The 20,069-nt window shown below is 54.7% G+C and carries 19 protein-coding genes and 1 tRNA gene; 13 read left to right on the top strand and 7 right to left on the bottom strand.

Annotated elements, in window-relative coordinates:
- Nucleotides 1-4: 4 nt before the first annotated feature.
- Complete coding sequence (locus tag H7U06_RS03955; RefSeq protein ID WP_175624874.1) at nt 5-1,945, bottom strand: dynamin family protein; 1,941 nt, start codon at nt 1,943-1,945, stop codon at nt 5-7.
- 58 nt (nt 1,946-2,003) lie between these two features.
- Nucleotides 2,004-2,825, bottom strand: coding sequence for a bifunctional DNA-formamidopyrimidine glycosylase/DNA-(apurinic or apyrimidinic site) lyase (gene mutM / locus H7U06_RS03950; RefSeq protein ID WP_175624873.1), 822 nt, complete (start codon nt 2,823-2,825; stop codon nt 2,004-2,006).
- Between the two features lie 104 nt (nt 2,826-2,929).
- Here mutM and H7U06_RS03945 point away from each other — a divergent pair, with 104 nt between their 5' ends.
- The 10 genes from H7U06_RS03945 (at nt 2,930) to H7U06_RS03900 (ending at nt 12,484) form a co-directional block, all read left to right on the top strand.
- A complete protein-coding gene (locus H7U06_RS03945) occupies nt 2,930-4,723 on the top strand; it encodes a tetratricopeptide repeat protein (RefSeq protein WP_175624872.1) in 1,794 nt (597 codons plus the stop codon).
- Nucleotides 4,724-4,926: 203 nt separating this feature from the next.
- Nucleotides 4,927-5,547 carry a lipoprotein insertase outer membrane protein LolB gene (lolB, locus tag H7U06_RS03940; protein WP_175624871.1) on the top strand — a complete coding sequence of 207 codons (621 nt, stop codon included), beginning with the start codon at nt 4,927-4,929 and terminating at the stop codon, nt 5,545-5,547.
- Between the two features lie 21 nt (nt 5,548-5,568).
- A complete protein-coding gene (gene ispE / locus H7U06_RS03935) occupies nt 5,569-6,438 on the top strand; it encodes a 4-(cytidine 5'-diphospho)-2-C-methyl-D-erythritol kinase (protein ID WP_175624870.1) in 870 nt (289 codons plus the stop codon).
- Nucleotides 6,439-6,508: 70 nt separating this feature from the next.
- Nucleotides 6,509-6,585: transfer RNA gene (locus H7U06_RS03930), tRNA-Gln, on the top strand.
- 105 nt (nt 6,586-6,690) lie between these two features.
- Nucleotides 6,691-7,641 (top strand): ribose-phosphate pyrophosphokinase, encoded by a 951-nt coding sequence (locus H7U06_RS03925; protein ID WP_124574445.1) that lies wholly within the window; start codon nt 6,691-6,693, stop codon nt 7,639-7,641.
- A 162-nt stretch (nt 7,642-7,803) separates the two neighbouring features.
- The gene (locus tag H7U06_RS03920) at nt 7,804-8,433 is read left to right on the top strand and encodes a 50S ribosomal protein L25/general stress protein Ctc (protein ID WP_175624869.1); all 630 of its coding nucleotides are present in this window, start codon (nt 7,804-7,806) and stop codon (nt 8,431-8,433) included.
- 151 nt (nt 8,434-8,584) lie between these two features.
- Complete coding sequence (gene pth / locus H7U06_RS03915; RefSeq protein WP_175624868.1) at nt 8,585-9,172, top strand: aminoacyl-tRNA hydrolase; 588 nt, start codon at nt 8,585-8,587, stop codon at nt 9,170-9,172.
- A gap of 101 nt (nt 9,173-9,273) precedes the next feature.
- Nucleotides 9,274-10,365, top strand: coding sequence for a redox-regulated ATPase YchF (ychF, locus tag H7U06_RS03910; RefSeq protein WP_124574442.1), 1,092 nt, complete (start codon nt 9,274-9,276; stop codon nt 10,363-10,365).
- Nucleotides 10,366-10,438: 73 nt separating this feature from the next.
- Complete coding sequence (locus tag H7U06_RS03905; protein WP_175624867.1) at nt 10,439-11,290, top strand: MOSC domain-containing protein; 852 nt, start codon at nt 10,439-10,441, stop codon at nt 11,288-11,290.
- A gap of 102 nt (nt 11,291-11,392) precedes the next feature.
- Nucleotides 11,393-12,484 carry a DUF484 family protein gene (locus H7U06_RS03900; protein ID WP_175624866.1) on the top strand — a complete coding sequence of 364 codons (1,092 nt, stop codon included), beginning with the start codon at nt 11,393-11,395 and terminating at the stop codon, nt 12,482-12,484.
- A 44-nt stretch (nt 12,485-12,528) separates the two neighbouring features.
- On the opposite strand, the gene H7U06_RS03895 is transcribed toward H7U06_RS03900, so the two are convergent.
- The 5 genes from H7U06_RS03895 to H7U06_RS03875 all read right to left on the bottom strand — a co-directional run bounded on the left by H7U06_RS03895 (nt 12,529) and on the right by H7U06_RS03875 (nt 17,060).
- On the bottom strand, nt 12,529-12,792 hold the full coding sequence (locus H7U06_RS03895; RefSeq protein WP_175624865.1) for a YfhL family 4Fe-4S dicluster ferredoxin: 264 nt from the start codon (nt 12,790-12,792) through the stop codon (nt 12,529-12,531).
- Nucleotides 12,793-12,947: 155 nt separating this feature from the next.
- Entirely contained in the window at nt 12,948-13,433 is a 486-nt protein-coding gene (gene coaD / locus H7U06_RS03890) for a pantetheine-phosphate adenylyltransferase (RefSeq protein ID WP_175624864.1), read from the bottom strand.
- A gap of 145 nt (nt 13,434-13,578) precedes the next feature.
- Nucleotides 13,579-14,238, bottom strand: a complete 660-nt coding sequence (gene rsmD, locus H7U06_RS03885) for a 16S rRNA (guanine(966)-N(2))-methyltransferase RsmD (protein ID WP_175624863.1) — start codon at nt 14,236-14,238, stop codon at nt 13,579-13,581.
- 99 nt (nt 14,239-14,337) lie between these two features.
- Nucleotides 14,338-15,651 carry a pitrilysin family protein gene (locus tag H7U06_RS03880; protein ID WP_175624862.1) on the bottom strand — a complete coding sequence of 438 codons (1,314 nt, stop codon included), beginning with the start codon at nt 15,649-15,651 and terminating at the stop codon, nt 14,338-14,340.
- 38 nt (nt 15,652-15,689) lie between these two features.
- Nucleotides 15,690-17,060 (bottom strand): pitrilysin family protein, encoded by a 1,371-nt coding sequence (locus tag H7U06_RS03875; protein WP_175624861.1) that lies wholly within the window; start codon nt 17,058-17,060, stop codon nt 15,690-15,692.
- Nucleotides 17,061-17,151: 91 nt separating this feature from the next.
- On the opposite strand from H7U06_RS03875, the gene ftsY reads away from it, so the two are divergent.
- Genes ftsY through ftsX form a run of 3 tightly spaced genes read left to right on the top strand, consistent with a single transcriptional unit; the run spans nt 17,152 to nt 19,831 of the window.
- The gene (gene ftsY, locus H7U06_RS03870; RefSeq protein WP_175624860.1) at nt 17,152-18,216 is read left to right on the top strand and encodes a signal recognition particle-docking protein FtsY; all 1,065 of its coding nucleotides are present in this window, start codon (nt 17,152-17,154) and stop codon (nt 18,214-18,216) included.
- A gap of 8 nt (nt 18,217-18,224) precedes the next feature.
- The gene (locus tag H7U06_RS03865; RefSeq protein ID WP_175624859.1) at nt 18,225-18,908 is read left to right on the top strand and encodes a cell division ATP-binding protein FtsE; all 684 of its coding nucleotides are present in this window, start codon (nt 18,225-18,227) and stop codon (nt 18,906-18,908) included.
- A complete protein-coding gene (ftsX, locus tag H7U06_RS03860; protein WP_175624858.1) occupies nt 18,905-19,831 on the top strand; it encodes a permease-like cell division protein FtsX in 927 nt (308 codons plus the stop codon). The genes H7U06_RS03865 and ftsX overlap by 4 nt, the downstream gene beginning before the upstream one ends.
- Nucleotides 19,832-20,069: the final 238 nt, after the last annotated feature.

Below are 20,069 nucleotides of genomic sequence, written 5' to 3'. Positions count from 1 at the left end.
AAATTCAGGCCGCCGCTTTATAGGAATCCAGCTGCGCCATGATCGCAGTCTTCAATTCATTTTCCAGGCGCGTCAACAGGGCGCGCTGGGTATCCAGCTCAAATTGCATTTGTTCGAAAGCGAGCACTTTTTCTTCCAGGCTGTCGGTCGCCAAATGGATTTTTTCTATCGACTTTTTGCGCCGCTTCAGTTGTATCTTGTGCTCACCGATTTGTGCTTCCAGCGGTGCCATCACCACTTTCAGCCACGCTTCGACATCGCGATTGGCTTGCAGGAAACTTTGTTTGACGCGTGACGCGATCGAATCAAAGAACTTCTGCATCAGCACGACTTGCGGCGTGGTCAGGATGGTAGCTGCACCAAATTGCTTGTGGTACAGCTGTTCTATCATCACGATTTCCTTGCTGTACTTATCCAGCGAAAACGGCATAGGCGTCGATAAGGCCAGACCGTGTTCGGTGGAAAACTTGCGGTACATGACGGACATCATTTCGCCTATCTCGTCGGTCTTGGCGGCTGATGCTTCGAGACTGTCCAGCGCTTCCTGGAAGAATTCTTTTACCGCCTGCCGCAAGCCGGAAGAAAACTTGCTGCGCTCCATCGCATCGCGCGTCTTGTTGATATTGTCTTTCAGGACGCCCATGCCGAGATGCGTAAACACTTCCGTCGACAGACGTGCGAATACCGAGCGCGTTGCCTGCAGCTTGAACAGGCTGCCATCGAATTCCATCTTTTCCATATCGATGCGCTTCATCATGTGCTGCAGGATAGTTTGATTCTTGCCGCGCAGGCTTTTGAGCTCTATCAATTGTTCGACCACATTGCGCACCCGCGATGACAGCAAGGCTTGCTTGGCCGAGGTCAGCTCATTCACTTCCGCCATCAACTGGGTGCGGATAATGTCTTGCTTGGCTGGCAGCAGTTCACTGGACAGCGCGCTTTCCAGCGCTGGCAAACGGCTCTTCGCCAGCAACGGCGCATCGCGATTGATTTTTCCGACCAGGCCTTTTTGCGCAGAGACCGGGAAGACCTGACGCTCCGACAACTCCAGCGTTTGCGCCACGTTGGCATGCTGCATGCGGATTTGCTGCTCGACTTCTGCCGGGCTGCGCAATTCATCCCACATGCTGTCTATCTTGTTCAGCACCACCAGACGCCCCGCACCGCTACCGCCTATGTGATTGCGCCAGATGTCGATGTCGCTCTTGGTCACGCCGGTATCAGCTGCCAGTATGAATAGCACTGCATGTGCATTCGGGATCAGGTTCAGCGTCAGCTCCGGTTCGGTACCTATCGCATTCAGACCCGGTGTATCGATAATCACCAGGCCTTGCTGCAACAAAGGATGCGGGAAGTTGACGATCGCATGCCGCCATTGTGAAATTTCGACCATGCCATCATCACCCACGGCGACGACCATATCGAGATCGGTTTCATCATAGAGACCGTAGCGCGTCGCTTCTTCTATCGACACACGCTTGGTCAGGCTGACTTGCTTGAAGGCTTCCAGCATGCCGTCTGCAGAAGAGGTATCGAGCGGCAGCACCGTCCATACCTGGCTCTGCGATTTGAAATCACTGGTTGATTGCGCTTGTGCACGTGTCTCTATCGGCAGCAGACGTATCGACGGCGGAAAGGTTTCGTCGTACATCAGTTCGGTCGGACACATGGTGGTACGACCAGCCGAGGTTGGCAAAATACGCTGACCATAATCGGCAAAAAAGATCGCATTGATCAATTCCGATTTGCCACGCGAAAATTCGGCGACAAAGGCGATCGATAATTTATCTTCGTTCAGGCGCGCCAGAGTTTGCAGGAAACGCTGGTCACTGGCAGCATCAGCCAGGTCACCCGCGCTCACGCAATCGCGATAACGCTCCAGCGCAAGTTTGACGTCATTGCGCCAGCCGCTGTATTCCTGAAACTTTTGCACCAGATTACTCACGTAAGCCTCTTTTATTCGGTTTAAACCCTGCATCCCAGAGCGACACTAGCACCGCTGCCTACTTTTGACAATTTGGACAGTAAAAGGTCGAACGCTGACCCTGCACGATCTGGCGTATCGGCGTCTTGCAAATACGGCAAGGTTCGCCTGCGCGCGCATAGGTAAAGTAATTCTGCTGGAAGTAACCGGACTGGCCGTTAACACCTATAAAGTCTTTCAGCGTACTGCCACCCTGCTCTATTGCAGCAACCAGTATCTGCCGTATTGCCTCCGCCAACCGCTCATAGCGCGCCAGCCCGATACGGTGCGCGGGCGTACGCGGATTGATACGCGCCTGGAACAAACTCTCGGACGCATAGATATTTCCGACGCCGACGACGATGTCGCCCGCCAGCAACACTTGCTTGATGGCAGAGCTACGCTTGCGCGTTTGCTGGTACAGCCATTGCGCACTGAATCCCGCTTCCAGTGGTTCGACGCCCAGTGTGCGCAACAGTAAATGATTTTCTATCGAGCCTTCTTCCGCGGCATGCCACAGCACTGCACCAAAACGGCGAGGGTCGCTCAGGCGTAATAACTGGCTGCCGGTTTCCAGATCAAAATGATCATGCTTCTTCGGCGGAACGTCGGATGGCAGGATGCGCAAATGTCCGGACATACCCAAATGGATGATCAGCGTGCCATGGTCAAAATTGAGCAGCAGATATTTGCCGCGACGCCCGGTGCTGCGTACCGTATGCCCGACCAGAGTCTGCGCCAGGGCGGCAGGGAATGGCCAGCGCAAACCGGTATGACGCAAGGCCACGCCCGTGACGACTTGCCCTTCCAGATGCGGCGCTACACCGCGACGCGTTACTTCGACTTCAGGTAATTCAGGCATGGGAACTACGATTTCCTGGATGATTTAAACGATGCTACCAAGGTAGCGCATTGCCGGGCGGTTGAGCGTAGAATAAAACCTCGCTCGATTTGCATGGACTTCAATTGAAAAATGCCCTTGTCATTGTAACGCTGTCTACCCTGTTCGCGGCTGGTGGCTATGCCCAGGCCCAACCACAGGCACCCGACACCTCCGCTGCGGCAACCCAGGAAAGCCCGACTCCGGTCACGGCCAAACCTGCCAGCAACAAAAAAGTAGCCACGGGCAAAGCGGATGAATCCCTGCCTTCAGTTCAGCTTACCGCACCGTTGCTGTATAAATTATTGCGCGCCGAACTAGCTTACCAGCGCGGCGACTGGCAGTTGGCATATGTTTCCAACCTGGTTGCAGCACAAGAAACCCGCGATCCGCGCCTGGCACGACGTGCGGCGGAAATTGCCCTGAACGCCAAACAGGTAAGTGAAGCGCTGTCCGCGGTACGCCTGTGGCATGAGCTGGCACCGGCTTCGGACGAAGCCAACCAGTTTTACCTCGGTCTGATTGTTCTTGGCGACAACCTGAAAGAAGCGCGCCCTATCTTTATTGAACGCTTGCGTCAGGCCACACCGCAAGGACGCGGCTTGCTGACCCTGCAAATCCAGCGCCTGCTGGCCAACACCAAGGATAAAGCTGCAGCCTTTGCACTGCTGGAAGAAGTTACCGCGCCATATCAGGATCTGGTCGAAACCCACCTTGCATTGGCACAAGCAGCCTTCATCAAGAATGACATTGCGCGCGCCAACAGCGAAGCGCAGATTGCATTGAAAATCAAACCGGACCTGGAACTCGCAGTACTGATGGTCGCGCAATCGACACGGGAGCGCAGCCAGGCACTGCAAATCCTGGCCGACTTCCTGAAAGCCAATCCGAAATCCCGCGAAGTGCGCGTTGCTTACGCAAAGATCCTAATCGATGACAAACAATACGATCAGGCACGTGAGCAATTCGAAGTGCTGCTGAAGGAAGACCCGAAAGACCTGACCATCCTGTATGCGATGGGCATACTCGGCGCGCAGACCAATGACATTCCCATGGCGGAAAAATATCTGAGCGCTTATCTGCAGGCACTGGAAGACAACCCGGACGAAAGCCGTGATCCGGTGCAAGCCTTGCTGATCATGTCGCAGATTGCCGAAGATAGAAAAGACTATCCGGCCGCACTGAAATGGCTGGCACAGGTAGAACCCGGCCCAGCCTACATGGCAGCGCAAATCAGAAGCGCGCAATTAATGGCTATCGGTGGCGACCTGAATGGCGCACGCAATTTGCTCAGCCACCTGAAGCCACAAGGCCAGCGCGAACAAATCCAGGTCATCGTCGCCGATGCGCAATTGCTGCGCGACGCCAATCGTGTACCGGAAGCGATGACGGTACTCAGCAATGGTTTGAAACGCTATCCGGACGATACCGGGCTGCTGTACGACTATGCGATGCTGGCTGAAAAAGCCAACAAGATGGATGTAATGGAAACCGCATTGCGCAAAATCATCCGCCTCGCACCAGACAATCAGCACGCCTACAACGCACTTGGCTATTCCTTTGCCGATCGCAATATCCATTTGCAGGAAGCACTGGCGCTGATAGAAAAAGCCATGAAGATAGCCCCCGAAGATCCATTCATCATGGATAGCATGGGCTGGGTGCAATTCCGTCTCGGTCGCCTGAATGAAGCGGAACACTATCTGCGACGCGCTTACGCAATACGTCCTGACGTAGAAATTGGCGTGCACCTCGGTGAGGTGCTGTGGGTCAAAGGCCAGAAAGCCGATGCACAACAATTGTGGCGCGATGCCAATCAGAAAGATCCACAGAGCGATTTATTGAAAAGCACACTGGCACGCCTGCGCGCTCAATTATGATGTGAACGGTTGGACAGTCCTTGCTGTCCAACCGTCCGTTACAACTGTTAATTACAGTTGTCGGTTCGCAAGCCCTGCCGCTACGGACTTGTCTGCAATCGATGCTGTTTCTTGCTTCATCGCGTAGTAACAGCATCATTCATTTCATCTCTCATGCTTCAGCCTTGCTTAAGACTGAACCACCAGATACAAAATCATTGCCTATGCCGCGCAAACTGACCGCCACCCTCATCATGTCCACCGCCTTGCTCGGCGCTTGCGCCAGCATTGCGCCGCAAACTAAAACAACCAGTGAGCAAGCTGGCACCGCGCGCAAGTATCAGGAAGCCATTACGCTGGCTGGCCGTTTGTCCGTGCAATATCAAAAGGACGACAAGGATGAGGCGATACACGGCAGCTTCACCTGGAAACAAAACCGGGATCGCAGCTCTATCGCCATCCTGTCGCCGCTCGGCCAGATACTGGCAACCATAGAAGTGACACCTGATAACGCAACGCTGATCCAGTCGGGGCAGCCACCACGCAGCGCCGCTGATGTCGACCTGTTGGTAACGCAAACGCTGGGATGGCCATTGCCGGTTTCCGGCTTGCGCAGCTGGCTGCAGGGCTTTGCCAACGACAGCAATAACAAGGCATACATCGCGTCAGCAAGCCGCAATAAAGTCACTACCCGCGATGGCTGGCATATCCAGTACCCGACCTGGGAAAGCGATCAACAGACTCCTGCGCAAGACCGTCCGAAACGCATAGACCTGGAACGCCAGACCGAGCAGGCGGGCAAGGTGGCGATACGCATTGTGCTCGATAGCTGGCAAACTCCCTGATTCAATATGCACGTTCCTTCCATGACACTCACACTCAACAACTGCCCGGCACCGGCAAAACTGAATTTATTTCTGCATGTCACCGGGCGACGCGCAGATGGCTACCACTTGCTGCAAAGCGTATTCCAGCTGATAGATCGCGGCGACGTACTGCACTTCGCGACACGTGATGATGCGCACATCAGGCGCAGTACCGAACTCGCTGGCGTACCTGAAGAAAGCGATTTGATCGTGCGCGCAGCAAAATTATTGCAAACCACAGCAGCACAGAAAAATCCGAATAAAAACTTCGGCGCCGATATCGCCATCGAAAAAAACCTGCCCATGGGCGGCGGCCTGGGCGGCGGCTCTTCCGATGCAGCCACTACCCTGCTGGCGCTTAATCATTTGTGGCAAGTAGGCCTGACACGCGCAGAATTAATGGCCTTGGGCCTGCAGCTGGGTGCCGATGTACCGTTTTTTATCTTTGGCCAAAATGCGTTTGCAGAGGGCATAGGCGAGGCATTAGTCGCGGTAAAAACGCCGGATCGCTGGTTTGTCGTCATCGAACCGGGAGTTTCTGTACCAACCCAGAAGATATTTTCATCAAGTGAATTGACACGGGATACGAAACCCGTCAAAATATCGGACTTTTCCGGAGCTCAAGATTGCTTCGGTAAAAACGACCTGCAAGTCGTGGCTGAAAAATTGTTTCCACCTGTTGCCGAAGCCATCAAATGGCTGAGACAATACGGAGATGCAAGAATGACAGGATCCGGCGCTTGTGTGTTTTGCCCATTTGAGCAAGAACAGCAAGCCGATGCAGTACTGGCAACAGTACCGACACACTGGAAAGCCTGGAAAGCCAAAGCGATCAAGCATCATCCGCTCGCTTATTTGCAGCAGTCGTGACACCAGATTAGTTTGACGCAGCATCCGCCGCTTTGATAGCGAAGATGCAACGGCAAACACAAGGTTGCGTAGGGGAATCGCCAAGTTGGTTAAGGCACTGGATTTTGATTCCAGCATTCGAAGGTTCGAATCCTTCTTCCCCTGCCATTACATTCAAGAGTAAGTGACATACAAGCAAGCCGCCAACACAAGACACCATCGTCGAGTTTTGGCGGCTTTCCACCTTTCTAACGACTGCAAGCAGAGATTTCCATGGCACTCGAAAACCTAATGGTTTTTACCGGTAACGCAAATCCGGATCTGGCTTTGGGCGTTGCCAAGCAACTCGGCCTCCCGCTCGGCAAAGCTGTTGTTTCCAAATTTTCCGATGGCGAAATCGTTGTTGAAATCAACGAGAACGTACGCGGCAAAGACGTATTTGTATTGCAATCGACCTGCGCGCCGACCAATGACAACCTGATGGAAATCATGTTGATGGTAGACGCACTGAAACGTGCATCGGCCGGCCGTATCACCGCCGCCATCCCTTACTACGGTTATGCACGCCAGGATCGCCGCCCACGCTCGGCGCGTGTTGCGATTTCGGCCAAGGTCGTTGCCAATATGTTGCAGGAAGCTGGCGTTGAACGCGTACTGATCATGGATCTGCACGCTGATCAAATCCAGGGCTTCTTCGACATTCCGGTTGATAACATTTACGCATCCCCGATTTTGTTGCGTGACCTAGTTACCAAGAATCACGAAGACCTGCTGGTCGTTTCCCCGGACGTCGGTGGCGTAGTTCGCGCCCGCGCCCTGGCAAAACGCCTGAACTGCGATCTGGCCATCATCGACAAACGCCGCCCTAAAGCGAACGTTTCCGAAGTGATGAACATCATCGGTGAAGTCGAAGGCCGCAACTGCGTGATCATGGATGACATGGTCGACACCGCAGGCACGCTGACCAAGGCAGCAGAAGTATTGAAAGAACGCGGCGCGAAGAAAGTTATCGCTTACTGTACGCACCCGGTCCTGTCCGGTCCTGCGATTGAGCGCATCACCACCTCCCCGCTGGATGAACTGGTCGTCACCGACACCATCCCGCTGACAGAAGCTGCTCGTGCCTGTCCAAAAATTCGCGTGCTGTCCTGCGCTGAATTGCTGGCAGAAACCTTCAAGCGCATCAGCACCGGTGATTCCGTGATGTCGATGTTTGCCGACTAAGAACGTTTAAGCTGTGTCGCAAGACACAGGCAGGATGTCAGCGCTGCGTTTCATGCTGATATCCGAAACTGGGGCAGGTTCACTGCCCGCTTTTAAAATCCCCTGGTCGCGGGGGATTTAACCGCAGGATGATTTTTCATCCCGCATATTTGGAGTTTCATCATGAAAGTAATCGCATTTGCACGCAAAGATCTGGGGACCGGAGCGAGCCGCCGCCAGCGCAATGCAGGCCTGACCCCTGGTATCGTCTACGGCGGTACCGCAGCACCAGTAAATATCTCGCTCGACCACAATGCTCTGTACCATGCATTGAAAAAAGAAGCTTTCCACTCGTCGATCCTCGACCTGGAAGTAGATGGCAAAGTAGAACAAGTTCTGTTGCGCGACTTCCAAGTCCACGCATACAAACAACTCGTTTTGCACGCTGACTTCCAACGCGTCGATGCTAAACAAAAGATCCACGTAAAAGTGCCTCTGCACTTCGTCAATGCAGAAATCTCGCCAGCAGTTAAACTGCACGGCGGCATCATCAGCCACGTTGCTACCGAACTGGACGTCTCCTGCTTGCCAGGCGCATTGCCAGAATTCGTTGAAATCGACCTGGCTAAGCTGGACGTTGGTCACTCGATCCACCTCGCTGACATCAAACTGCCTAAAGGCGTTTCTGCAGTGATCCACGGTGGTGAAGACAACCCAACTATCGCTACCGCTTCGGTTCCAGCCGGTAAAGTCGAAGCAGAAGCTGACGCTGCTGCCGCAGCAGCTGCTCCAGCCGCTGACGACAAGAAGTAATCAGTAAATTTTTGTCCGGCTTAGGTCGGACAATGAAAAACCCGTCCTTGTGGCGGGGTTTTTTACGCTTGTTTTGCACGCCTGTACTCAATAAAGCGGACACAAGCAGGCTACATCCCCGATAATCAGGTTTTCCAATTTTCACGACGCCATGCCTATACGTCTTATCGTCGGTCTCGGCAATCCCGGCCAAGAATACGAACAAACCCGCCACAACGCCGGCTTCTGGCTGGTCGATCAATTGGCGCGCAATACGCCGCGCTGCACTTTGTCGCGTGTAAGCAAATACAATGCGCTCGCCGCCAAAACCGTGATCGCCGGCCAGGAAGTCTGGTTGCTGGAACCACAGACCTTCATGAACCGTTCCGGCCAGTCGGTCGGCGCGCTCGCCCGCTTCTACAAAATCCAACCGGATGAAGTCCTGGTCGCACATGATGAACTGGACCTGCCACCAGGCGTCGCCAAACTCAAAAAAGGTGGCTCGTCAGGCGGACATAATGGCCTGAAAGACATCACCGCCGCGCTCGGAACGCAGGATTACTGGCGCTTGCGCATAGGCATAGGCCATCCGCGCACCCTCAACCTGCAGCAAGCCGTGGTCGACTTCGTACTGCACCGCCCACGCAAGGAAGAACAGCCGCTGATCGATGAAGCCATCGCCAAAAGCCTGGATATCATCCCCATGCTGTGCGAAGGCAAATTCGAAGCCGCCACCATGCAACTGCATACCAACAAGTAAGTCCGCAACACCCCATCCGGCACCGCAAGTCTTAAATACCGGCAAGCGGTGCCGGTACGGTAAAATAGCGGGTTAATTCACATCTCAGCAAAGCACATATCATGAGTCTCAAATGCGGCATCGTCGGCCTGCCTAACGTCGGCAAATCCACCCTTTTCAATGCCCTCACGAAAGCCGGCATCCCTGCTGAGAACTATCCGTTCTGCACCATCGAGCCTAACGTCGGCATGGTTGAAGTACCTGACCCGCGCCTGCAGGCTCTGGCTGAAATCGTGAAACCTGAACGCATCCTCCCTGCCACCGTCGAATTCGTCGACATCGCGGGCCTGGTAGCGGGCGCATCCAAAGGCGAAGGCCTGGGCAATCAATTCCTCGCGCACATTCGCGAAACCGATGCCATCGTCAACGTCGTCCGCTGCTTTGAAGACGACAACGTGATCCACGTCGCAGGCAAAATCAATCCACTCGACGATATCGAAGTCATCCAGACCGAACTGGCACTGGCCGACATGGGCACCGTAGAAAAAGCAATCCATCGCGAAAACAAAAAAGCACGCTCCGGCGACAAAGATGCGTCCAAACTGGTCGCACTGCTGGAACGCATCATGCCGCACCTGGACGAAGCCAAACCAGTACGCGCCATGGGCCTGGATAAGGAAGAAATGGAATTGATCAAGCCGCTGTGCCTGATCACTGCCAAACCTGCAATGTACGTCGGTAACGTGTCGGATTCCGGCTTCACCGACAATCCGCTGCTGGATGCACTGACTGCCTATGCCAAATCGCAGAACGCACCAGTCGTCGCGATTTGCGCTGCCATCGAATCCGAAATCGCTGATCTGGATGAAGCAGACAAAAAAGAATTCCTGGCCGACATGGGCATGGAAGAACCTGGTTTGGATCGCCTGATCCGCGCTGGCTTCAAACTGCTGGGCTTGCAAAGCTACTTCACCGCAGGTGTAAAGGAAGTACGCGCCTGGACCATCCCGGTCGGTGCTACCGCACCGCAAGCTGCGGGTGTCATTCACACCGATTTCGAACGCGGCTTCATCCGCGCACAAACCATTTCCTACGAAGACTACATCACCTACAAGGGTGAAAACGGTGCGAAGGAAGCTGGCAAAATGCGCGCTGAAGGCAAGGAGTACATCGTCAAGGATGGCGATGTGCTGAACTTCCTGTTCAACGTTTAATCGGTCTATCCAGATAAGGCATCGCTCCTGATACGGGGCGATGCGCATACTCTACAAACGAAAAACCTGCGCCATGCCTATCCTCACCGAACTCAATCTCTACCCCATCAAATCCTGCGCAGGTATTTCATTGCGCGAAGCAACGCTCACAGAAGCAGGTTTGATGAGCGAACAGATTTATGACCGTGAATGGATGATCGTCGATGAAAACGGCGATGCACTGACGCAGCGTGAATACCCAAAGATGGCCTTGATCGCGCCACGCATCAAGGCCGATACGCTGGAGCTGCGTGCACCCGGCATGCTGCGCCTGGAAGTACCGCTCGGCCTGCCTGATCCGGAAGATGAAAAACGCATACGCGTGCAAGTCTGGGATGACCAGGTCGAAGCCTACGATTGCGATGACACCAGCGCTCTGTGGTTCTCGAATGCGCTCGGTGTGAAATGCCGCCTGGTACGTTTTCATCCGGATGCGACACGTTACTCAAGCAAAAAATGGACGGCCGACGCCGAAGTACCAGTGCTCTTCTCCGACGGTTACCCGATGCTGGTCATAGGCACAGGTTCACTCGAAGACCTGAATGAAAAGCTGGTCGCACAAGGCCGCAGCCCGGTACCGATGAACCGCTTCCGTCCTAACCTGGTGTTCAGCGACATCGCGCCGTTTGAAGAAGACCTGGCCGAGGTTTATCAATTCGCCGGTGCTGCCCTGAAACCAGTCAAACCTTGTCCACGCTGCCCATTACCATCGGTCGATCAGGCCACCGGTGAATTCGGGCCGGATCCGCTGGATATCCTCGGCACTTACCGCGCCAATCCCAAGGTTGATGGCAGCATCACTTTCGGCATGAATGCGGTCGTGCTCAACGGCACAGGGACTGTCTTGCGCGTCGGGCAAAACGTGAGCGTCGATCCGGTTTTCTGATCCGCACAAAAATTGCTATGAAGTAAGCATCAAGGTAGTATGCAGCACGCTGTTACTACCTCCTTATTAGCACTACCCTACTGCCGCCCTGACCTGACATCGATGTCTAACAAGCTGGTTACTGAAAATTCGCAGTTGCGCACCCAGCTGAAACTGTTGCTGGAGCAGGCGCATCGTAATCAGCAAATCATGCAGCGCTATCAGGAATTCGACCTGAAGTTCATAGGCGCGAACACCTTCCAGGAATTGATAGACAGCGTCTTTGACACGCTGACCGAAGCGTCGGAGCTGGATGTCATCACGCTCACACTGATCGATCCTGCCGCTGAAATCCGCCGCATCCTGAGCGACTTGCGCATCGATATCAGCGACTATCCTAACCTGCTCTTCGTCGAAGAAAAGGATGGCGCCAATGAAATCGCGCTTCCGATGCGCAGGCCTACTTTAGGCTCATACAACACTATGCAGCACCGTCGCCTGTTTCCGGATACGGTGCTGAAACCAGCCAGCGTCGCGATCCTGCCGCTGATACGACGTAATACGCTGATAGGCTGGCTCAGCCTCGGCAGCCTTGATCCGACCCGCTTCACTGCGAATATGGCGAGTGATTTTTTGCAGCATCGCGCTTCCATCGTCGCCATCTGCGTAGAAAACGTCGTCAATAACGAGCGCCTGCAACACATAGGCCTGACCGACCCGCTAACCGGCGTCAACAATCGGCGCTATGTGGAACGACGCTTGCTGGAAGAAGTAGGTCGCACACAAAGGCATGGTTACGCCTTATCCGCCATGTATATCGACCTCGATCACTTCAAGAAAGTGAACGATAACTTCGGACATCAGGGTGGTGACGAAGTCTTGTGCGAGGTGGCGAATCGCATCAAGGCTGAATTGCGCCTGAGTGACGCACTCGGCCGTTTCGGTGGCGAGGAATTTGTTGTGCTGTTGATAGATGCATCGCTGGATGCGTCGCTGGTGGTAGCGGAGCGCATACGCGCCAGTGTGAACGGACGCCCTATCGTACTCAACAGCGGCGAAGAACTGCAGGCCACCGTCTCGATAGGCGTGGCCAGTGTAAATACGGCAGACAAACAGGAAAGCGGCACCGTTGCCCAGCAATTGCTCGCCAAGGCCGATCTGGCGCTGTATCAGGCCAAGAAAGCCGGACGCAATAAAGTCATGAGTGCAGATTGAACCAGCAGGCATAAAAAAGGGACCATCTGGTCCCTTTGCTTTTATCAGGTAGCGGTTTTAAGTTCTGCCTGCAAACGTTCATATTTGGCCTGCAACTCTTCCTTGCTCTCGCGCCATTCCGGATTGAACGGAATACAGCTGACCGGGCAAACCTGCTGGCATTGCGGCTCATCAAAGTGGCCGACACACTCAGTACATTTGGTCGGATCGATCTCGTAGATCTCCTGCCCCATGTATATCGCGTCGTTCGGGCACTCAGGCTCGCATACGTCGCAGTTGATGCATTCGTCCGTAATTAGCAGCGCCATGGTAAATCTCTCTGAACAAGCGCATGCAAAGCATCAGGACGAATACAGCAAACGCTTGCAAGCATTTGCTGCGATGAGTGGCGCAAGGCAGTGCCTTGCGAATTCCCGCTCAACGTATCAGTAATCAGCAGAGCCATAACAAACTTAATTCCTGATTAACGCTGTGCCGCGATTTTCTCTTTCAGCCATTTATCGACCGACGGGAAAACAAACTTCGACACATCACCGCCCAGAGTGGCGATCTCACGCACTATCGTACCAGAGATGAACTGATACTGATCCGACGGGGTCAGGAACAGGGTTTCCACGTCTGGCAGCAGGTAGCGATTCATGCCTGCCATCTGGAATTCATATTCAAAGTCAGAGACCGCGCGCAGACCACGCACAATCACACGCGCATCATGACGGCGCACAAAATCTTTCAGCAAACCGGAAAAACTTTCCACATGCACATTCGGATAGTGGCCGAGGACTTCATTCGAAATCGTCAGGCGCTCTTCGAGCGAAAAGAAAGGCTTTTTGTTGCGGCTGTCGGCAACACCGACGATCAATTTATCGAACAGACCTGAAGCACGACGCACCAGGTCTTCATGACCGCGCGTCAGTGGATCGAATGTTCCAGGATAGATGGCTGTAACCATTTTGGCTCCGTAGGGTGGCTTGGTTCTCAGCTCGCGGAAAGCACGCGGCGCATGCGCCGGATGAGTAGCAAAGAGTGATGTTTTGCTGCTAGTTTCTACACAACGCACCAGGGCGTTATGGACACCGCAAATAACTGAAAGCGCATTATGCCTGAACTTCAGGCAATTTTTTTGATTGCAAAAGATGGTAAAAGACCATGCCGGCGTTATCTGCCCGCACTATCTCCCAATCTGCCAGCCATGCTGGCGGCGTATCCGTGACCAAGGATTCCTCGGATTCGACGTAAACCATGCCGTCTTTAGCCAGCAATTGCGCACAGCCAGGCAGCATTTTTTCCAGCCAGTTTTGATGGTAAGGCGGATCCAGGAAGATCAGGTCGAATTTGGCGGCATTGCGCGCCATGCCTTGCGTTGCCATTAATGCATCGCCACGTACTATGCTGAGCTGTTCGGCACGCAGTTTTTCCTTGCTTGCTTCCAGTTGTCGTACCGCGGGGGTATGCATTTCCACCATGACAACTTGTGCCGCACCGCGACTGGCTGCTTCAAACCCGAGTACGCCCGTGCCGGCAAACAAATCCAGGCACCTCATGCGACTCCAGCCGCCGTCTATCAGGTGATTAATCCAGTTGAACACTGTTTCCCGCACGCGATCCGGCGTCGGGCGCAAGCCCTCTACGTCCAATACCGGCAGGGGCGTACGTTTCCACTGACCGCCTATGATGCGCACCTGGTGCGTCATGCTCGGGCGTGGCTTGTGCACAGGTTTTTTAGGTGCTGGTTTGGAACTAGGTTTCTTGGGCATGGCGGGCAGCGGCTGACGGCATCAGCCGCGGAAAAGTATTTGCAGCGTGGATTGTAATGAGTACAACCCACGCGCGCCAGTGCGTTTGCTGATGGAGGCTTATTTATCGGCCGCGCCGACTACAACTGTTGCCAATTTATCCAACTGTATCTTACGCTGGAAAGCAGCCTTGATTTCCGCCGCAGTCACCTTGCTGACCTTGTCGGTCCAGGTATCCAGGTAATCGAGCGGCAAGTCGTAAAAGCCGATCGCGGCGATGTTCTCCAATATCTTCTTGTTGCTATCGATACGCAGCGCAAAGCCACCAATCAGATTATCTTTGGCCGCCTTCAGCTCGGCAGGCGTCGGGCCGTCACGCAGGTAATCGGCAACGGTAGAACGCACTACTTGCAAGGCTTCGTTCGCCTGCTCTTTCTTGGTCTGCAGGGAAATCTGGAACGGGCCAGGCTGCGCCATAGGAATGAAGTAACTGCTGACGCCATATGTCAGGCCACGCTGTTCGCGCACCTGTTGCATCAGGCGCGAGACAAAGCCGCCGCCACCCAATACATAGTTGCCAACCGTCAACGCAAAGTGATCAGGATCATGTCGCGCCATGCCCGGCATGCCGATCAGGATGTGCGCCTGGCTCGCCTGATGCGCAATCCGCTCCTCCTCGCCCGGCGCAATCACTACCGGTGGCAAGGCTGGCAATGGTGCACCTTGCGGCAAACGCTGTGTCAGTTGCTGCGCGATCTGATCTGCCTCGGCCCGCGTTACGTCACCGATCAGGGCGACTACGGCGCGATTGGCGACATAGTATTGGCGATGGAAGGCCAGCAAGTCGTCGCGCGTGATGCCATCTATCGATGCCACGTCAGGTTGCTGACCGTAAGGATGATTGCCATATAAGCGTTTGCTGAATGCCTTGCCGGCAATGGCTTCCGGCTTGGTCAGGCTTTCCTTGATGGCAGCGATGGTGCGCGCCTTGTCGCGTTGCAGGATTTCTTCCGGGAAGCTCGGATAAGCCAGTACCCGCGCCAGCAAGGACACTGCCGTCTCGCGTTCCGTTACAAGCGTACGCAAGGTTGCACCCGCCCGATCATCGTCGAGGCGACCACCACGTTGCGCTGCAGTGTCAGCGAATGCATCGGAAATCTGCGCCTCGCTCAACGCCGCTTCATTCCCGTTCGGGGCTGCATGTACGCCACGAGCCAGCATCGCACTTGTCAACGCGGCAGTGCCGGATTTACCTGCCGGATCACGACGGGAACCGGCATCAAAATCGACGCTGACATCCAGCATCGGTATCGTGTGGTTTTCAACAAATAGTACGCGCGCACCATTGCTCAAGGTCCACGACTGTATCTGCAAGGCGGCATATGAAGCATTGCACGCGACACACAGTACAACGCTGCTAATAATTTTTAACATCAAGACTCCGGATTTCTATAAGTAGATAGCTTGCATACTTAGTGACGCAAACCAGCAGGCGCTGCCGCTGGCTTTTTCTCGGTCACGGGCAGTGGCACCAGCGTGCCCACTGTCAATGCATCATCGCCAAAGTATTTCTGTGCAACTGCCTGCACTTGCTGCGGCGTCACCGCACGCAATTTCTCAATCACGCGATCGGTATCTTTATATGAGAAGCCGGACATTTCCATCACGCCGATTTCCATCGCCTGACCGAAGACGGAATCACGCTTGTAAATCTGCGCTGCGATCAATTGGGTTTTCACGCGTTTCAACTCAGCTTCCGACACACCTTCGTTGGCCACACGCTCAACTTCGGCACGCAGCAATTTTTCCAATTGTTCGGTAGTAGTGCCTTGTGCCGGTGTGCCATCCAGTATGAACAGCACCGGGCCACGTGCGATACCGGAGTACGATGCGCCTACATCATTCGCGACACGATCAGTACGCACCAGCTTCGCGCTCAGGCGTGCATTGTCGTAACCATCAAGCACGGCGGACAACACATCCAGCGCATAGGCATCGTCGTCCTTTGCGATATCACGCAAGGCAGGCACTTTGAATGCCAGTACGACATATGGGTTTTCCGCTGGGGCCTTGACCGTCACCCGCTTGATGCCTGCTTGCGGCGGCTCGTTTTGCGGACGGGTGCGGGTCAATGTTTTCGCCGGATAGGAACCAAAATATTTTTCCGCCAAAGCAAATACCTTCTTCGGCTCGACGTCACCGGAGACCACCATGGTTGCATTGTTCGGTGCATACCAGGTGTCGTGCCAGGCTTTGACATCCTGCGCTGTCATATTCTGCAAATCATCCATCCAGCCGATGATGGGATTGCGGTAGGGGTGGACTGCGTAGGTTGTAGCCGACAAGGCTTCATACAATTTGGAGGCAGGCTGGTCGTCGGTGCGCAGACGGCGCTCTTCCATCACGACGCGGATTTCCTTGGCGAATTCATTCTTGTCCACCACCAGGTTCGCCATGCGATCCGCTTCCAGCGCCATCACCGCTTCCAGCTTGGATTTTTCGATTTGCTGAAAATAAGCGGTGTAATCCTTGCTGGTGAAGGCATTCTCACGGCCACCCAGCTGGGCCACGCGTTTGCTGAACTCACCCGGCTTCAGCTTCTTTGTACCTTTGAACATCATGTGTTCCAGTGCATGGGCAACACCAGTCACGCCATTGCGCTCATCGACAGAACCGACCCGGTACCAGACCATATGGGCGACGGTAGGTGCCCTGTGATCCTCATTGACGATGATCTTCATGCCATTTTTCAGCGTGAACTCTTCAGTTTGTGCGGCATTTGCCCATAAGGGGGTCAAAACGACGGAAGCCGCCAACAGCAATGTTCTGATACTCAATTTCATGACCTTCGCTCTGATAGAATACGTCGATTGTATCCGCTTACCTGCAACATACCGGCAAGCGCCTCTGACCGCTGTTCTGACTCCACTCGAGATGTTTAGTTTCTTTAAGAAAAAACCGCAGGAACCTGCACCCGCTCCGGAAGCGCCGGTCGCTCCGGTGAGCGCTGAAGTTGTCGCTCCCGTCCCGGCACCACCAGCGGAAGCACCAGCCGCCGAAGTACAGGCTGAAATCGTTGCCGCCGTCACCCCGATCGAGCAAAAACAATCGTGGATGGCGCGCCTTAAAGTCGGCCTGTCCAAAACCTCGTCCAACCTGACTACCCTCTTCGTCGGCGCCAAGATCGACGATGACCTGTACGAAGAGCTGGAATCTGCGCTGCTGGTATCAGACGCTGGCGTGGATGCCACGCAATTCCTGCTGGATGCCCTCAAACGCAAGGTCAAAGCCGACAAGCTGACCGAAGCCGAGCAGGTCAAAACCGCCTTGCGCACCCTGCTGCTGGAAATGCTGACCCCGCTGCAGAAACCACTGGTACTGGGTCAACACCAGCCGCTGGTCATGATGATTACTGGCGTCAACGGTGCGGGCAAGACCACCACCATCGGCAAGCTGGCCAAGCATATGCAGGCGCATCATCAATCTGTGCTGCTGGCCGCGGGCGACACCTTCCGCGCCGCAGCGCGCGAACAATTAACGGTCTGGGGCCAGCGCAATAACGTTACCGTCATCGCGCAGGAATCCGGCGATCCGGCTGCCGTCGCCTTCGACGCCGTACATTCGGCACAGGCGCGTGGCACCAATGTGGTCATGGTCGATACCGCAGGCCGTCTCCCTACCCAGCTGCACCTGATGGAAGAGCTGAAGAAAATCAAACGCGTGATCACCAAAGGCATGGCCACCGCACCGCATGAAATCCTGCTCATCATCGATGGCAATACCGGACAAAATGCGCTGACCCAGGTCAAGGCTTTCGACGATGCGCTCGGCCTCACCGGCCTGGTCGTCACCAAACTCGACGGCACGGCAAAAGGCGGCGTACTGGCAGCAATTGCCCGCGCCCGCCCGATCCCGGTTTATTTCATCGGCGTCGGTGAACAGATCGAAGATTTACAGCCATTTAATGCACAGGAATTTGTAGAAGCTCTCTTGGGCTAAACATATCGATGATTGAATTCCAACAGGTATCGAAGAAATATACGCAAAACGTCACTGCGCTATCCGACATCAGTTTGTCGGTCGGCAAAGGTGAGCTGGTCTTCCTCGCTGGTCCGTCCGGCGCAGGCAAATCCACCCTATTGAAACTGATCGCGGCGATGGAAAGCCCGACCGAAGGTTCGGTCATCGTCAGTGGTCACGACATCAGCCGCATCAAGACCTCCGGCCTGCCCTATCTGCGTCGCAATCTCGGTTTGATTTTCCAACAGCAACGCCTATTGGCAGATCGCAGCGTGCTGGCCAATGTGATGTTGCCGCTGATCGTCTGCGGTGCGTCCCGACCAGATGCCGAACGCCGGGCTCGCGCCGCGCTGGATAAAGTCGGTTTGCTCGACATGGCCAATTCGGGGCCGCTTACCTTGTCCGGTGGTGAGCAGCAACGCGTCGCCATTGCCCGCGCCATCGTCAACCGTCCGCAAATCATCCTGGCCGATGAACCTACCGCCAACCTGGATCGCGCCGCCGCGAACAAGGTACTGGATGCATTGAAAGCATTCCACTCGGTCGGTGTCACCTGCCTGATCTCCACCCACGATGAACAATTCCTCGATACCGCAACCCGCGTGATTTATCTCGATCATGGCCGAATTATTGAAAGCTGGCGTCGCACAGCAGTACAGGAGCCTGCATGAATAGCTGGCTCAGACACCATGGCTTCGCACTCGGCGACGCCTTCCGTCATTTGTTCAAAACCCCGGGCAACTTCCTGCTGAATGTATTGGTAGTGTCGATTGCACTGGCACTGCCGTTTGCCGGCATGACTTTGCTGGAAAACGTACGCCCGGTCTCCGAGCAACTGGCGGTCGAACCGGAAATCAGCGTCTTCATGGCAATGGATACCTCGCGCGAACGTGCCACTGCCATCGCACCGGAAATTCGCCGTATCGCGCAAGAAGCCAAGCATCCGGTCAAACTGGAATTCATCCCGCGTGAAAAAGCACTCAGTACGCTGAAAAACAAAACCGGGCTGGACGATGCCATCTCGACGCTGGGTGCCAATCCTTTGCCGGATGCCTATGTCGTCAAAATGACCGGCTTCCAGAACGATGGCGACGCGAAGAAAATCAAGAGCATCGTCGAGAAGCTGCAAGCCCTCAATGGCGTCGAATACGTGCAAATGGATTCGGCCTGGGTTGAGCGCCTGGCTGCGCTGCTGCAAGTCATGCGCCTGATCCTGATCTTCCTCGCCACCACTCTTGGCGTGGTAGTGGTTGCCGTGGTCTTCAATACCATCCGCCTGCAAGTCATGACGCAGCGCGAAGAGATCGAAGTCTCGCGTTTGGTGGGTGCCACCGACTCCTTCATCTGCCGTCCGTTCTATTACACCGGTGCCTTGCTCGGTCTGATCGCCGGTGGCGTGGCATTGATCGCGGTCGCCCTGGCCTTGAATCCGCTCAACACGGCTATCGCTGATTTCGCTCGCCTCTATGCGTCGGAGTTCCGCCTCGCACCACTGGATCTCGTCCCTACGCTGATCCTGCTGGCAGCCAGTGCCTTCCTCGGTTTGCTGGGTGCACTGCTTTCTGTACAGCGGCATTTGGCACGACTGCATTAACCGCCATGTGAGCACACACTGACTTGTGCCATCACCGGTGCCGGACGGCAAATAAAAAAGGACCTGAAAAGGTCCTTTTTTATTTCTCAAGAGAAATGAAAATCTTCGTCAAAATCGCCCTTGGGGACGCAACTTCTGGGCAAGAAACCTCTCTAATCCCTGTAAGAAAAGAGCAATAATGATTAAAAAAGCAATAGTGTTTAGGCTATCGCTTCAATAAAAACCGCTCATTAGCACT

Source organism: Herminiimonas sp. Marseille-P9896 (assembly GCF_903993245.1).
GTDB classification, from domain to species: domain Bacteria; phylum Pseudomonadota; class Gammaproteobacteria; order Burkholderiales; family Burkholderiaceae_D; genus Oxalicibacterium; species Oxalicibacterium contaminans.
Note: the sequence above shows the minus strand (reverse complement) of the source record. Positions and strands in the feature narration are given on the sequence as shown.

What these genes read in the sequence shown, in the direction of transcription:
- mutM (WP_175624873.1), bottom strand. Translation starts at nt 2,825, where the DNA reads ATGCCTGAATTACCTGAAGTCGAAGTAACGCGTCGCGGTGTAGCGCCG.
- lolB (WP_175624871.1), top strand. Translation starts at nt 4,927, where the DNA reads ATGCCGCGCAAACTGACCGCCACCCTCATCATGTCCACCGCCTTGCTC.
- ispE (WP_175624870.1), top strand. Translation starts at nt 5,569, where the DNA reads ATGACACTCACACTCAACAACTGCCCGGCACCGGCAAAACTGAATTTA.
- H7U06_RS03925 (WP_124574445.1), top strand. Translation starts at nt 6,691, where the DNA reads ATGGCACTCGAAAACCTAATGGTTTTTACCGGTAACGCAAATCCGGAT.
- H7U06_RS03920 (WP_175624869.1), top strand. Translation starts at nt 7,804, where the DNA reads ATGAAAGTAATCGCATTTGCACGCAAAGATCTGGGGACCGGAGCGAGC.
- pth (WP_175624868.1), top strand. Translation starts at nt 8,585, where the DNA reads ATGCCTATACGTCTTATCGTCGGTCTCGGCAATCCCGGCCAAGAATAC.
- ychF (WP_124574442.1), top strand. Translation starts at nt 9,274, where the DNA reads ATGAGTCTCAAATGCGGCATCGTCGGCCTGCCTAACGTCGGCAAATCC.
- H7U06_RS03905 (WP_175624867.1), top strand. Translation starts at nt 10,439, where the DNA reads ATGCCTATCCTCACCGAACTCAATCTCTACCCCATCAAATCCTGCGCA.
- H7U06_RS03900 (WP_175624866.1), top strand. Translation starts at nt 11,393, where the DNA reads ATGTCTAACAAGCTGGTTACTGAAAATTCGCAGTTGCGCACCCAGCTG.
- H7U06_RS03895 (WP_175624865.1), bottom strand. Translation starts at nt 12,792, where the DNA reads ATGGCGCTGCTAATTACGGACGAATGCATCAACTGCGACGTATGCGAG.
- coaD (WP_175624864.1), bottom strand. Translation starts at nt 13,433, where the DNA reads ATGGTTACAGCCATCTATCCTGGAACATTCGATCCACTGACGCGCGGT.
- rsmD (WP_175624863.1), bottom strand. Translation starts at nt 14,238, where the DNA reads ATGCCCAAGAAACCTAGTTCCAAACCAGCACCTAAAAAACCTGTGCAC.
- H7U06_RS03880 (WP_175624862.1), bottom strand. Translation starts at nt 15,651, where the DNA reads ATGTTAAAAATTATTAGCAGCGTTGTACTGTGTGTCGCGTGCAATGCT.
- H7U06_RS03875 (WP_175624861.1), bottom strand. Translation starts at nt 17,060, where the DNA reads ATGAAATTGAGTATCAGAACATTGCTGTTGGCGGCTTCCGTCGTTTTG.
- ftsY (WP_175624860.1), top strand. Translation starts at nt 17,152, where the DNA reads ATGTTTAGTTTCTTTAAGAAAAAACCGCAGGAACCTGCACCCGCTCCG.
- H7U06_RS03865 (WP_175624859.1), top strand. Translation starts at nt 18,225, where the DNA reads ATGATTGAATTCCAACAGGTATCGAAGAAATATACGCAAAACGTCACT.
- ftsX (WP_175624858.1), top strand. Translation starts at nt 18,905, where the DNA reads ATGAATAGCTGGCTCAGACACCATGGCTTCGCACTCGGCGACGCCTTC.